6 protein-coding genes, 2 tRNA genes, 3 rRNA genes and 1 other annotated feature are annotated in these 13,541 nt (G+C 39.1%); of the genes, 3 read left to right on the plus strand and 8 right to left on the minus strand.

The window, feature by feature from the left end; genetic code table 11:
- Nucleotides 1–20: 20 nt before the first annotated feature.
- A complete protein-coding gene (gene dapF, locus ASE21_RS03335) occupies nucleotides 21–803 on the minus strand; it encodes a diaminopimelate epimerase (RefSeq protein ID WP_057121127.1) in 783 nt (260 codons plus the stop codon).
- Between the two features lie 174 nt (nucleotides 804–977).
- Here dapF and ASE21_RS03340 point away from each other — a divergent pair, with 174 nt between their 5' ends.
- Nucleotides 978–2,378: a Do family serine endopeptidase gene (locus ASE21_RS03340; RefSeq protein WP_057121128.1), complete on the plus strand. Its 1,401-nt coding sequence runs from the start codon at nucleotides 978–980 to the stop codon at nucleotides 2,376–2,378.
- Nucleotides 2,379–2,607: 229 nt separating this feature from the next.
- Nucleotides 2,608–4,056: a glyceraldehyde-3-phosphate dehydrogenase gene (locus ASE21_RS03345; RefSeq protein ID WP_057121129.1), complete on the plus strand. Its 1,449-nt coding sequence runs from the start codon at nucleotides 2,608–2,610 to the stop codon at nucleotides 4,054–4,056.
- 57 nt (nucleotides 4,057–4,113) lie between these two features.
- Here ASE21_RS03345 and ASE21_RS03350 read toward each other — a convergent pair whose 3' ends face one another.
- Complete coding sequence (locus tag ASE21_RS03350; RefSeq protein ID WP_057121130.1) at nucleotides 4,114–4,572, minus strand: Lrp/AsnC family transcriptional regulator; 459 nt, start codon at nucleotides 4,570–4,572, stop codon at nucleotides 4,114–4,116.
- Nucleotides 4,573–4,773: 201 nt separating this feature from the next.
- Between ASE21_RS03350 and ald the strand changes: the two genes are divergently transcribed.
- The gene (gene ald / locus ASE21_RS03355) at nucleotides 4,774–5,892 is read left to right on the plus strand and encodes an alanine dehydrogenase (RefSeq protein ID WP_057121131.1); all 1,119 of its coding nucleotides are present in this window, start codon (nucleotides 4,774–4,776) and stop codon (nucleotides 5,890–5,892) included.
- Between the two features lie 112 nt (nucleotides 5,893–6,004).
- Here ald and pafA read toward each other — a convergent pair whose 3' ends face one another.
- From pafA to ASE21_RS03385, 6 genes are all read right to left on the minus strand, one after another.
- On the minus strand, nucleotides 6,005–7,624 hold the full coding sequence (gene pafA / locus ASE21_RS03360) for an alkaline phosphatase PafA (protein ID WP_057121132.1): 1,620 nt from the start codon (nucleotides 7,622–7,624) through the stop codon (nucleotides 6,005–6,007).
- 179 nt (nucleotides 7,625–7,803) lie between these two features.
- Nucleotides 7,804–7,913, minus strand: a 5S ribosomal RNA gene (gene rrf / locus ASE21_RS03365).
- Between the two features lie 16 nt (nucleotides 7,914–7,929).
- Nucleotides 7,930–8,013: a sequence feature (5S ribosomal RNA rRNA prediction is too short), on the minus strand.
- Between the two features lie 249 nt (nucleotides 8,014–8,262).
- A 23S ribosomal RNA gene (locus tag ASE21_RS03370) occupies nucleotides 8,263–11,145 on the minus strand.
- A gap of 126 nt (nucleotides 11,146–11,271) precedes the next feature.
- A tRNA-Ala gene (locus ASE21_RS03375) sits at nucleotides 11,272–11,345 on the minus strand.
- A gap of 147 nt (nucleotides 11,346–11,492) precedes the next feature.
- Nucleotides 11,493–11,566, minus strand: a tRNA-Ile gene (locus ASE21_RS03380).
- 119 nt (nucleotides 11,567–11,685) lie between these two features.
- Nucleotides 11,686–13,199, minus strand: a 16S ribosomal RNA gene (locus tag ASE21_RS03385).
- Together the 16S, 23S and 5S rRNA genes with 2 tRNA genes alongside form the textbook arrangement of a ribosomal RNA operon.
- Nucleotides 13,200–13,541: the final 342 nt, after the last annotated feature.

The raw sequence follows: 13,541 nt of genomic DNA on the forward strand, positions 1-13,541 counted from the left end.
AAAAATTGAAAATTATAAATTTAAACTTCAATTGTTCCTTTGAAAACAAATTTAGCAGGTCCTGTTAAAAAAACATTTGTAAAATGATCTCCTGATTTATCAAAAGAAACGACTAATTTTCCTCCTTCAACATTTAAATTAATTGAAGTTTTATCCGTCTGCCCAATAGCGTTCATCGCAATAGCCACAGCAGTTGCTCCGGTTCCGCAGGCCAGAGTTTCATCTTCAACACCTCTCTCATAAGTTCGAAGAGAAAAAGTATCGTTATCTACTTTTTTTACAAAATTAACGTTGCTTCCTTTTTCGCCATATAATTCACCGTAACGAATTGCTGCTCCGTTTTCTTTAACATTATAATGTTCCAAATCATCAACTATTTGTACATGATGCGGAGATCCTGTATTTAAAAAAGTATAAGAATCCTTTTTTTGTATTTCGTCGACATCAATCATTTGCAATGACACAATGGCATCATTACCTACTGATGCATGATGAAGACCATCTGTAGCGATAAAAGTTGTTTTATTATCTATGACTCCTAATTGATTTGCAAAAGCCACCAGGCAGCGGCCGCCATTCCCGCACATCGAACTCTGGTTTCCGTCTGAATTATAATAAACCATTCTAAAATCTGTTTCAGAATCGTTTTCTAATAAAATTAGTCCGTCAGCTCCAATTCCGAAACGTCTGTCACACAGGCGTTCAATTAACTTTACATCTTCTTTCGGAAAAAAATCAGATCTATTGTCAATCATTACAAAATCATTGCCTGTCCCTTGATATTTATAAAATTCTATTTGCATTTTTTTGTCGTTAAGAGATACAAAAGTACGAAGAAACTATGAAGATTATTTAAGGAAATGTTAATCAATGTTAAAGAGAGTTAAAGCATTTTATCAAATAATTTTTTGGCATAATTTTACGTTATAAATGTTAAAAACAAATATCTAAAATAACTTAAAAACATAAACAGTAACATGAAAAAGATTTCAACCTTATTTTTAGTTTCACTACTAAGCGGTGCTACTACGCTTGGTGCTTACAAGTTATTATTTGATGGCAGTGATTCTTTTTTTGGAAAAGGCAGTTCTGTTGTAACGCTCGCTCCTAATTCATACGGAAGAACTGTTGGTTTACCTGCCGAAGCCGTTGATTTTACAGAAGCTGCAGACAAAACAATTCATACTGTTGTTCACGTAAAAAATGTTTCAAGAAGAACAATTAGTAATCCGATGCTGGAATTTTTCTACGGATACGGAGGACAACAGCAGCAAGAACAGGTAGGTACCGGATCTGGTGTTATTATTTCTGAAGATGGATATATTGTAACCAACAATCATGTTATTAAAGATGCATCTGAAATTGAAATAACTTTAAACAACAAAAAATCATACAAAGCAAAACTTATTGGTACCGATTCTAAAATGGATATCGCATTATTAAAAATTAATGCCGATGAAAAACTGCCTTATACTGCTTTTGCGAATTCTGATTCTGTAAAAGTTGGAGAATGGGTTTTGGCCGTTGGAAATCCATATAACTTAACTTCTACCGTTACTGCCGGAATTGTTTCGGCGAAAGCCAGAAATTTAGACCAAAGCGGAATCCAGTCATTCATTCAGACTGATGCTGCTGTAAATCCGGGGAATTCTGGAGGAGCACTAGTAAATACAAGAGGAGAATTAATTGGAATTAATACTATGATTTCGTCTATGACAGGATCGTATGTTGGATATTCTTTTGCTGTTCCATCAAATATTGCCCGAAAAATTATTGAAGATATCATGGAATATGGAAATGTTCAAAGAGGAATTTTGGGTGTTGAAGGAGGCGAATTAAACAGTACTGCTTCAAAAGAATTAGGAATTACCGAAACTCAAGGTTTCTATATCAACAAAGTTTCTAAAAATTCCGGTGCAGAAAAAGCGGGTCTTACTAAGGGCGATATTATTGTAAAATTAGACGAACAAAACATTTCGACTTTTGCTGATCTTTCTGGTTACATTAATACAAAACGTCCAAACGATGTTGTAAAAGTAACTTATATTAAAGACGGAAAAACTAAAACTGTTCCGGTTACTTTAAGTAAAAATGAATTTTTCAGCACTGAATTTAAAGGAATTGAGTTAGAAAATATTGATGCTGCTGATAAAAAGAAATTCAGAATCGATTATGGTGTAAAAATTAAAAACATCACAAATGAGAATTTAATGCAGTATCAAAATGAATTGCAGGGAAATATTATTTTGAGCATCGATAATGTAAAAGCCACAAATGTTGAAACGGTTTCTAAACTTTTAAATAAAAAAGATGAAGGACAAAGCGTACGCATTGAAATGATCAATAAAAACGGAGAAATTTTTAGAATAATTATTTAAGTCGCAGTTTACAGTCGCGGTTTTCAGTCAAAGTTTAAAGTAATAAAAACTGAAAACTGAGACTGCGACTGCGACTGAAAACTCATAAAAAGCCATCTTAATAAATTTAAGGCGGCTTTTTTTGTTTTAAAAATAAATCACAAAAAAGTTTACGAAATCGATTGAAATAGATACTTTTGCGCCAAATTATAAAATAAGTGAGTGTTTTATTATTTCAATTAAATCAATTATGAGCAAAAATTCTTTATACCAAAAAGAGGTATCATTACAAGTCGACCGAAGAAGAGCTGGTGTCGAATTAATTAAAGTGATAAGTGATTTATGGTATGACAAATCCATTGAAATGGTTTTATTTAAAAATCAATTACTGGATAAAAATGTCAGCGATATTATCAATCTTCATCAATATGCCGGCGAATTTGTAGGGAAGCCCATTACTATTTTCGATTCGGTCGAAATTGCAAAAGTTGTTTTATCATTAGATCTTCCGCCTGCGAAAATAGATCTTGGAAAATTAACTTATGAATATCGTTTAGAAGATGAAAAATATCCAGATGCGAGATATTTTGTTATTGAAAAACTTAAAAAGTCAAAATCTTCCAAAGAAATTCAGCCAAAAGATGTTATTCTGTATGGTTTTGGAAGAATTGGACGTTTACTGGCAAGGGAATTAATGTCGAAAACCGGAAAGGGAAACCAACTGCGTTTAAGAGCAATTGTTACCCGCGACAAGAATGATACAACCAGTTTAGAAAAAAGAGCTTCACTTTTGCGTTATGACTCCATCCACGGAGATTTTCAGGGTTCTGTAATTGCTGATCCTAAAAATAATGCATTAATTATAAACGGAACAACCGTTCATATCATAACTGCCAATTCTCCGGAAGAAATAGATTATACTCAATATGAAATCAACGATGCATTAGTAATCGATAATACAGGAGCATTTACGACTGAGGAAGCTCTAAAAAGGCATTTAACTTCAAATGGAGTGAATAAAGTATTATTGACAGCTCCCGGAAAAGGAGTGCCTAATATTGTACATGGAGTAAATCATAATGATTATAATCCGGATGAAAATGATATTTTTTCTGCAGCTTCCTGCACTACAAATGCCATTACACCAGTTTTAAAAGTTATTGAAGAAACTTTAGGAGTAGTAAAAGGACATTTAGAAACAATTCATGCTTATACAAACGATCAGAATCTGGTTGACAATATGCATAGAAAATACCGTCGAGGAAGAGCAGCCGCATTAAATATGGTAATTACCGAAACTGGCGCAGGAAGCGCTGTTGCGAAGGCCTTACCATCTTTAGAAGGAAAATTAACTTCAAATGCAATCCGTGTTCCAGTTCCGAATGGCTCACTGGTGGTTTTAAATTTAGAAGTTAAAAAAGCAACATCTATTGCCGGAATCAATAAAATAATGAAAAAATATGCTCTGGAAGGAGAGCTGGTAGAGCAGATAAAATATTCACTGAATAATGAACTGGTATCATCTGATATTGTTGGAACTACTGCTCCTTCTATTTATGACAGCAATGCCACAATTGTATCTAAAGACGGAAAAAACATTGTGCTTTATATTTGGTATGACAACGAATATGGCTACAGTCATCAAGTTATTCGCCTTGCAAAATATATTGCCAAAGTAAGACGTTATACTTATTATTAATTCAACCTAACTCATTTTTTTAAGCCATCAGGTTTTATCTGGTGGCTTTTTCTTTTCTTAAATAGGCAGAACTGTTGTGCTTTTTACTTCTGATATTACAAAAACTGTATTAATTAAGGAAACCTCAGGCAAAACAGATAATTTTTTTTGATGAAAATGATGATAACTCTCCATATCAGGAATTATTATTTTAAGCATATAATCGAAATTTCCTGAAACATAATTACACTCAACAACTTCAGGTAAATTCAAAATCGATTGATTAAACCCTTCAGATGTATCATAAGTCTGTTTGGTGAGTGTGACCTGACAGTAAACCGTTAAATTATTGCCGAGTTTTTTCTTATCTAAAATAGTCACATATTTTTCTATAATGCCTTCTTTTTCAAGACGTTTTACACGATCATGAACCGGAGTTAAGGACAAATTTATTTTGTTTGCGATGTCTTTTAAAGTGTAATGCGCATCTTCTTGCAAAAGACGTAAGATTTTTTTGTCAATTTCATCTAAAGCCATAACGAAAACGTTTTATTGAGGATATTAATTTTAGTCTTTTTTTCTTTTTGAAGTATAAATTTAGCACTCAAACAGAATAATTTTCTGTAAAAGTAAAAAATAAAATAATATTTTCTTATTTATTAATCAGTAAACCATAATTTATTCTCTCTCTGTAGATTTGTAAAACAATTTCAATAAAAAATAAAAAAATATAACAAAATGATAATAGGTGTTCCAAAAGAAATAAAAAACAATGAGAATAGAGTTGCTTTAACTCCGGCTGGTGTATCAGAAATGAAAAAGCACGGACATACGGTTTATGTTCAGGCTACTGCTGGTTTAGGGAGCGGTTTTGCTGATGAAGAATATGCTCAGGCTGGTGCTGTGGTTTTACCAACTATTGAAGAGGTATATGCTATTGCTGAAATGATTATTAAAGTTAAAGAACCAATTGCATCTGAATACCCATTAATCAAAAAAGATCAATTGTTATTTACTTATTTTCACTTTGCTTCTTCTGAAGAATTAACACACGCAATGCTTGAAAAAGGTGCCGTTTGTTTAGCTTATGAGACAGTTGAAAAAACAGACCGCAGTTTACCATTATTAGTTCCAATGTCTGAAGTTGCTGGCCGTATGGCTATTCAACAAGGAGCAAAATACCTTGAAAAACCATTAAAAGGAAGAGGAATTCTTTTAGGTGGTGTTCCGGGTGTACCACCGGCTAAAGTTTTAGTTTTAGGCGGAGGAATTGTTGGAACTCAAGCTGCAAAAATGGCTGCAGGATTAGGAGCTCAGGTAACAATAATGGATTTAAGTTTGCCGCGTTTACGTCAATTAGACGATATTATGCCTGCAAATGTAAATACAGAAATGTCTAACCATTATAACATAACAAGAGCGATTAAAGATGCTGACTTAATTGTTGGGGCCGTTTTAATTCCGGGGGCAAAAGCACCTCACTTAATTACTCGTGACATGCTAAAATTAATGCGTCCAGGAACCGTTGTTGTTGACGTTGCAGTGGATCAAGGCGGATGCATCGAGACTTGTACCCCAACAACTCACGAAAACCCAACTTTTATTATTGATGATATTGTTCACTATTGTGTAGCTAACATGCCAGGAGCTGTACCTTACACTTCTACTTTGGCCTTAACCAATGCTACTCTGCCTTATGCAGTACAATTAGCAAACAAAGGATGGGAAAAAGCGTGTTCAGAAAATGAAGAATTGAAAAAAGGTCTAAATATTGCTAATGGAAAAATCCTTTACAAAGGAGTTGCAGAAGCATGGAACCTTCCTTTTAATGAAGAATTAGTATTGGCAAACGCATAGTGCCAATATTATATAAGTGCTTACTAAGCAATAAAGTAAAAGGCTTTTCCAATATGGAAAAGCCTTTTTTATTAAATCTGTATTTTAATACAGGTATTGATGATAAATATGGTTATTTCTTTTCATCTAAAACTTCCTGCAATACCTTTGCTTCAGTTCCATTTGGAAAAGTAACTTTAATTTTCTGAGCAATTGTTGGAGCTATTTCTGTAATTGCCTTTTTATCATAAGATTCTCCTTTTTTAATGTGCCATCCGTAGAAAATAGCAGGGACATGTGTATCATAACTATAAATTGTTCCATGAGAAGTTCCAGTAGTAGAATATTCAATATCGCCTGGCTTATCAACAACTACAAGATCTCCGTTTTGAGTTACATCATAACCTTTAGCAATAAAATTTAAAGAATAATCATTTCCGCCATTCGCTAAAATCTCTTCTTCAGTATAAACCTTTTTAACTTGCGGCTGCGTTATAAGAAACTCTTTCAATGATTGTTTAACTTTTGCCAATTCCAATCCTTTATCTTTTATAATTTGTTTATTAAGAAAAATATTGAAATTTGAATAATTTAAAATTAAATCTACTCCAAAAGTTTTTGTTGAGAAATCCTGTAAGCTTTTCTTAACGTCTTTTGATGGATAATTGTCTACATTATACTTGCGATCTTTTAAGTAAATCACATTTTCAGCACCAGCATGGTCTGCAGTTAAAAACAATAAATAATTCCCTTTACCTACTGTTTTATCCAAATAAGCTAAGAAATCGGCAATAGTTTGATCCAATCTCAAATAAGTATCCTGAAGCTCCATTGATCTTGGCCCCAATAAATGTCCAACATAGTCAGTAGAAGAAAAACTAACCGTCAAAAAGTCGGTAATATTATCTTTTCCAAGTTCTTCTTTCTCAATAGCTCTTTTAGCAAATTCAGCTAAAAGATCATTTCCAAAAGGCGTTGAGCGAATCACACCTGCATCATTTTTCTCATACATAGATTTCAAATCGTAAGGAAAAACAGGAACTGCACTTCCATACAATTTACCTTCATAGGGATTATTATCCGGTAAGCTTTCGTTATAAAAAGATGCAGGTTTATATAAATCCCAGCCTTTATTAATATATTTTAAGTAGTTTTTTTCATTATTGAATTCAGAAACCCACTCTGGTAATTTATCTCCGTAAAATGTGCTGGAAATAAAGGATCCTGTTTTACTGTACCAAAAAGCCCAATTTGCAAAATGTCCTGCAGGAAGAATTGCTCCACGGTCTTTAAGGCTCATTCCAATAACTTTTCCGGCAAAATTGGTGGCCATCCGAACTTCATCTGTGATAGTAGTGCTTTGAAGATTCTTAGGAGACATTGATCCTTCTTCCACGGTACCGTCGCCAACAGTTTTTACTCCCGCATCATCAGTGCAATACATATCTTTTCCAAGAGTTCTGCTAAACCATTCGTTACCAACAATTCCGTGTGTAGCGGGGGTTGTACCTGTATATATTGAAGCATGTCCCGGAGCAGTGTAAGTCGGCATATAATTATAATGCATATTTTGGAAAACAAATCCATTATCCATTAATCTTTTAAAACCGTTTTGTGAAAAATCATCTGAAAATCGATACAAATATTCCATCTTCATTTGATCTACTACTATACCAACTACTAACTTGGGACGTTGTTGTGCACTTAAATTTGTAATAACAAAAAGTGCCAACAGTAAAATACTTTTCTTCATGTTTAATAAATAATTTAAACACAAAAATAATCATTCAAATTTAAAACTTGTAGAGTATGAATGATGAAGAACAAACAATTGACTATAATTTAACAGTTTACTGCTTTGTTGGCAATATCATTTTCAAAACTGCATAAAAACAAAAAAACCCTGTCTAGTAAAGACAGGGTTTTTAAAAAGAAAGGCGACGACATACTCTCCCACATAACTGCAGTACCATCTGCGCAGGCGGGCTTAACTTCTCTGTTCGGGATGGGAAGAGGTGAGCCCCGCCGCAATAACCACCTTAAGANTACTCTCCCACATAACTGCAGTACCATCTGCGCAGGCGGGCTTAACTTCTCTGTTCGGGATGGGAAGAGGTGAGCCCCGCCGCAATAACCACCTTAAGAAGTTATATTGCCTTGGGCAATGCTGTAATTAATTAAAAATTTAGAATTAAAAATTAAAATACAGTAATATTTTAACATACTGAGATAAAGAAAAGAAGTATGGATTTAGAAAGTTTCCTCCCCCGACTTGCATCGGGGGAAAAGGTGTACATAAGCTTACGGATTATTAGTACTACTCGACTATGACATTACTGCCTTTACATCTATAGCCTATCAACGTGGTCATCTTCCACGATCCTTAAGGGTGTACATAAGCTTACGGATTATTAGTACTACTCGACTATGACATTACTGCCTTTACATCTATAGCCTATCAACGTGGTCATCTTCCACGATCCTTAAAAGAAATCTCATCTTGTGGTGGGTTTCGCGCTTATATGCTTTCAGCGCTTATCCCTTCCCAACGTAGCTACTCTGCGGTGCCCCTGGCGGGACAACAGATACACTAGAGGTTAGTCCAATTCGGTCCTCTCGTACTAGAATCAGATCCACTCAAATTTCTAACGCCCACAGTAGATAGAGACCGAACTGTCTCACGACGTTCTGAACCCAGCTCGCGTGCCACTTTAATGGGCGAACAGCCCAACCCTTGGGACCTTCTCCAGCCCCAGGATGTGACGAGCCGACATCGAGGTGCCAAACCCCCCCGTCGATATGAGCTCTTGGGGGAGATCAGCCTGTTATCCCCGGCGTACCTTTTATCCTTTGAGCGATGGCCCTTCCATGCGGAACCACCGGATCACTATGCTCTACTTTCGTACCTGATCGACCTGTATGTCTCTCAGTCAAGCTCCCTTATGCCATTGCACTCTACGCACGGTTACCAAGCGTACTGAGGGAACCTTTAGAAGCCTCCGTTACTCTTTTGGAGGCGACCACCCCAGTCAAACTACCCACCAAGCAATGTCCCCCCGGATGGGGGTTAGGCCTCAGATAAACAAAGGGTTGTATTTCAACAATGACTCCACAACGCCTGGCGACGCCGCTTCATAGTCTCCAACCTATCCTACACATCATTTATCCAAGGTCAATACTAAGCTATAGTAAAGGTGCACAGGGTCTTTTCGTCCCACTGCGGGTAAACGGCATCTTCACCGTTACTACAATTTCACCGAGCTCATGGCTGAGACAGTGTCCAGATCGTTACACCATTCGTGCAGGTCGGAACTTACCCGACAAGGAATTTCGCTACCTTAGGACCGTTATAGTTACGGCCGCCGTTTACTGGGGCTTCAATTCAATGCTTCTCCGAAGATAACATCTCCTCTTAACCTTCCAGCACCGGGCAGGTGTCAGGCCCTATACTTCATCTTACGATTTTGCAGAGCCCTGTGTTTTTGATAAACAGTCGCCTGGACCTCTTCACTGCGGCCCCGATTGCTCGGGGCGACCTTTCTCCCGAAGTTACAGGTCTATTTTGCCTAATTCCTTAGCCATGAATCTCTCGAGCACCTTAGGATTCTCTCCTCAACTACCTGTGTCGGTTTACGGTACTGGTACTAATTACCTGAAGTTTAGAGGTTTTTCTTGGAAGCCCTTAGGCGCACTATCTCTTTGTCCGAAGACTCCGAGTACTATCGTATTTCACCAAAACCTGCGGATTTGCCTACAGGTCTTATAGCTAGGTACTTTAACGAACTATTCCGTCAGTTCGCGGCGCTTTCATCACTCCGTCACCCCATCACAGTAATTAGTAGTACGGGAATATTAACCCGTTGGCCATCGACTGTCCCTTTCGGGTTCGCCTTAGGACCAGACTAACCCACAGCTGATTAGCATAGCTGTGGAAACCTTAGTTTTTCGGTGTGCGGGTTTCTCGCCCGCATTATCGTTACTTATGCCTACATTTTCTTTTCCAGCCGGTCCAGCATACCTTACGATACACCTTCAGCCCTGCTGGAATGCTCCCCTACCACTTACAGTAAACTGTAAATCCATAGCTTCGGTAATATGCTTATGCCCGATTATTATCCATGCTCGTCCGCTCGACTAGTGAGCTGTTACGCACTCTTTAAATGAATGGCTGCTTCCAAGCCAACATCCTAGCTGTCTGGGCAGACAAACCTCGTTCTTTCAACTTAGCATATATTTGGGGACCTTAGCTGATGGTCTGGGTTCTTTCCCTCTCGGACTTGGACCTTAGCACCCAAGCCCTCACTGTTAGTGAACATTATACAGCATTCGGAGTTTGTCAGGAATTGGTAGGCGGTGAAGCCCCCGCATCCAATCAGTAGCTCTACCTCTATATAACTTTATAACTAACGCTGCACCTAAATGCATTTCGGGGAGTACGAGCTATTTCCGAGTTTGATTGGCCTTTCACCCCTACCCACAGGTCATCCGAAGACTTTTCAACGTCAACCGGTTCGGTCCTCCACTGTGTGTTACCACAGCTTCAACCTGCCCATGGGTAGATCACACGGTTTCGCGTCTAACACTACTGACTAAAGCGCCCTATTCAGACTCGCTTTCGCTGCGGATCCATGGCTTAACCACTTATCCTTGCCAGCAGCGTTAACTCGTAGGCTCATTATGCAAAAGGCACGCCGTCACCCCACTAAAGGGCTCCGACCGCTTGTAAGCGTATGGTTTCAGGATCTATTTCACTCCGTTATTCACGGTTCTTTTCACCTTTCCCTCACGGTACTGGTTCACTATCGGTCTCTCAGGAGTATTTAGCCTTAGCGGATGGTCCCGCCAAATTCAGACAGGGTTTCACGTGCCCCGCCCTACTCAGGATACCACTATTTATTACATTTATTACCCATACGGGACTATCACCCTCTATGGTGCCGCTTTCCAGCAGCTTCCGGTTCTGCATGCATAAAATCTCGTGGTCCTACAACCCCAGCGATGCCGTAACAACACTGGTTTGGGCTAATCCGCGTTCGCTCGCCACTACTTACGGAATCACTTTTGTTTTCTTCTCCTCCGCCTACTTAGATGTTTCAGTTCAGCGGGTTTGCCCACCTATCGGTGTACTATGTCTTCAACATAGTGGGTTGCCCCATTCGGATACCTGCGGATCAATCGGTGTGTGCCCGTCCCCGCAGCTTTTCGCAGCTTATCACGTCCTTCTTCGCCTCTGAGAGCCTAGGCATCCCCCATACGCCCTTATTTTGCTTATTGTACCAATCATAAAATCAATTATGACCGTTTTTTTGTCTTTTGTTATCAAATAACAAAAAACGCTTTCTACTTTCTTATTATTTTCTTATCTCAATATGTCAATGAACTTTAAAGCTTTCGCTTTTGTGGAGAATAACGGAGTCGAACCGTTGACCTCCTGCGTGCAAGGCAGGCGCTCTAGCCAGCTGAGCTAATCCCCCATTTTTAAATCCAGATCTTAGAATTCAGATTTTAGATTTCTAATTCTTCTCTAATTTCTTTTGGTGAATCCCAGCTTCCAGAATTTCCTTTTTCTTAAGCAAACATTTTAATTCTTAATTTTCAATCCTTAATTGAAGCTTAAAAAGTAGTCCCGGGCAGACTCGAACTGCCGACCCCTACATTATCAGTGTAGTACTCTAACCAGCTGAGCTACGAGACTCTGTTTTACTTAAAAATTTATTATTTGAACTAACAGCAAGAGCAATACAATCCCCAGAACAGTAAACCAATAGGGCATCTTCTCCCTGAGCGTGCATAAAGCTAACACCCAGGCTCTAGAAAGGAGGTGTTCCAGCCGCACCTTCCGGTACGGCTACCTTGTTACGACTTAGCCCTAGTTACCAGTTTTACCCTAGGCAGCTCCTTGCGGTCACCGACTTCAGGCACCCCCAGCTTCCATGGCTTGACGGGCGGTGTGTACAAGGCCCGGGAACGTATTCACCGGATCATGGCTGATATCCGATTACTAGCGATTCCAGCTTCACGGAGTCGAGTTGCAGACTCCGATCCGAACTGTGACCGGCTTTATAGATTCGCTCCCCCTCGCGAGGTGGCTGCTCTCTGTACCGGCCATTGTAGCACGTGTGTAGCCCAAGGCGTAAGGGCCGTGATGATTTGACGTCATCCCCACCTTCCTCACAGTTTGCACTGGCAGTCTTGTTAGAGTTCCCGACATGACTCGCTGGCAACTAACAACAGGGGTTGCGCTCGTTATAGGACTTAACCTGACACCTCACGGCACGAGCTGACGACAACCATGCAGCACCTTGTAAATTGTCTTGCGAAAAATCTGTTTCCAAATCGGTCAATCTACATTTAAGCCTTGGTAAGGTTCCTCGCGTATCATCGAATTAAACCACATGCTCCACCGCTTGTGCGGGCCCCCGTCAATTCCTTTGAGTTTCAAACTTGCGTTCGTACTCCCCAGGTGGGATACTTATCACTTTCGCTTAGCCACTGAAATTGCTTCCAACAGCTAGTATCCATCGTTTACGGCGTGGACTACCAGGGTATCTAATCCTGTTCGCTCCCCACGCTTTCGTCCATCAGCGTCAATCCATTAGTAGTAACCTGCCTTCGCAATTGGTATTCCATGTAATATCTAAGCATTTCACCGCTACACTACATATTCTAGTTACTTCCTAATAATTCAAGTTCAGCAGTATCAATGGCCGTTCCACCGTTGAGCGATGGGCTTTCACCACTGACTTACTAAACCGCCTACGGACCCTTTAAACCCAATGATTCCGGATAACGCTTGGATCCTCCGTATTACCGCGGCTGCTGGCACGGAGTTAGCCGATCCTTATTCTTACGATACCGTCAAGCTGATTCACGAATCAGTGTTTCTTCTCGTACAAAAGCAGTTTACAATCCATAGGACCGTCATCCTGCACGCGGCATGGCTGGTTCAGGCTTGCGCCCATTGACCAATATTCCTCACTGCTGCCTCCCGTAGGAGTCTGGTCCGTGTCTCAGTACCAGTGTGGGGGATCTCCCTCTCAGGACCCCTACCCATCGTTGCCTTGGTAAGCCGTTACCTTACCAACTAGCTAATGGGACGCATGCTCATCTTTCACCGTTGTGACTTTAATTATAAAAGGATGCCCTTCCATAATACTATGAGGTATTAATCCAAATTTCTCTGGGCTATCCCTCTGTGAAAGGCAGATTGCATACGCGTTACGCACCCGTGCGCCGGTCTCTAGTCCCGAAGGACTATACCCCTCGACTTGCATGTGTTAAGCCTGCCGCTAGCGTTCATCCTGAGCCAGGATCAAACTCTTCATCGTATATTTTTATATTATATTGCGATGCCGTATTCTAGTGGTTCTTTTCGAATCTGTCGATTCTATTACTCTTTATTATTGTTTTGAAATCTCTTTCAAAACGGCTGTCAATTCAATATGTCTACGAACGTGTTTCTTTTTCTGTTCCGCTTGTCTCTCAAAGCGGGTGCAAAACTAAAACTTCTTTTTGTTTCCTGCAAGAAAAATTTAAAAAAATTTGAAACTTTTTTTTCGTCCCTTTTTTCCCAATTTCCCTCCCAGTATATCAATGAACTTTCCGTGTTTTGCGGGGTGCAAATGTAAAAAGCATTTTCAAATCTCGCAAGCTTTTTTGAATCTTTTTTT

It is taken from the genome of Flavobacterium sp. Root901, assembly GCF_001429765.1.
GTDB lineage: Bacteria > Bacteroidota > Bacteroidia > Flavobacteriales > Flavobacteriaceae > Flavobacterium.

Excerpts from the sequence above, each read along its gene's own strand:
- pafA (WP_057121132.1), bottom strand. The coding sequence starts at position 7,624 with ATGAAGAAAAGTATTTTACTGTTGGCACTTTTTGTTATTACAAATTTA.
- ASE21_RS03350 (WP_057121130.1), bottom strand. The coding sequence starts at position 4,572 with ATGGCTTTAGATGAAATTGACAAAAAAATCTTACGTCTTTTGCAAGAA.
- dapF (WP_057121127.1), bottom strand. The coding sequence starts at position 803 with ATGCAAATAGAATTTTATAAATATCAAGGGACAGGCAATGATTTTGTA.
- ASE21_RS03345 (WP_057121129.1), top strand. The coding sequence starts at position 2,608 with ATGAGCAAAAATTCTTTATACCAAAAAGAGGTATCATTACAAGTCGAC.
- ASE21_RS03340 (WP_057121128.1), top strand. The coding sequence starts at position 978 with ATGAAAAAGATTTCAACCTTATTTTTAGTTTCACTACTAAGCGGTGCT.
- ald (WP_057121131.1), top strand. The coding sequence starts at position 4,774 with ATGATAATAGGTGTTCCAAAAGAAATAAAAAACAATGAGAATAGAGTT.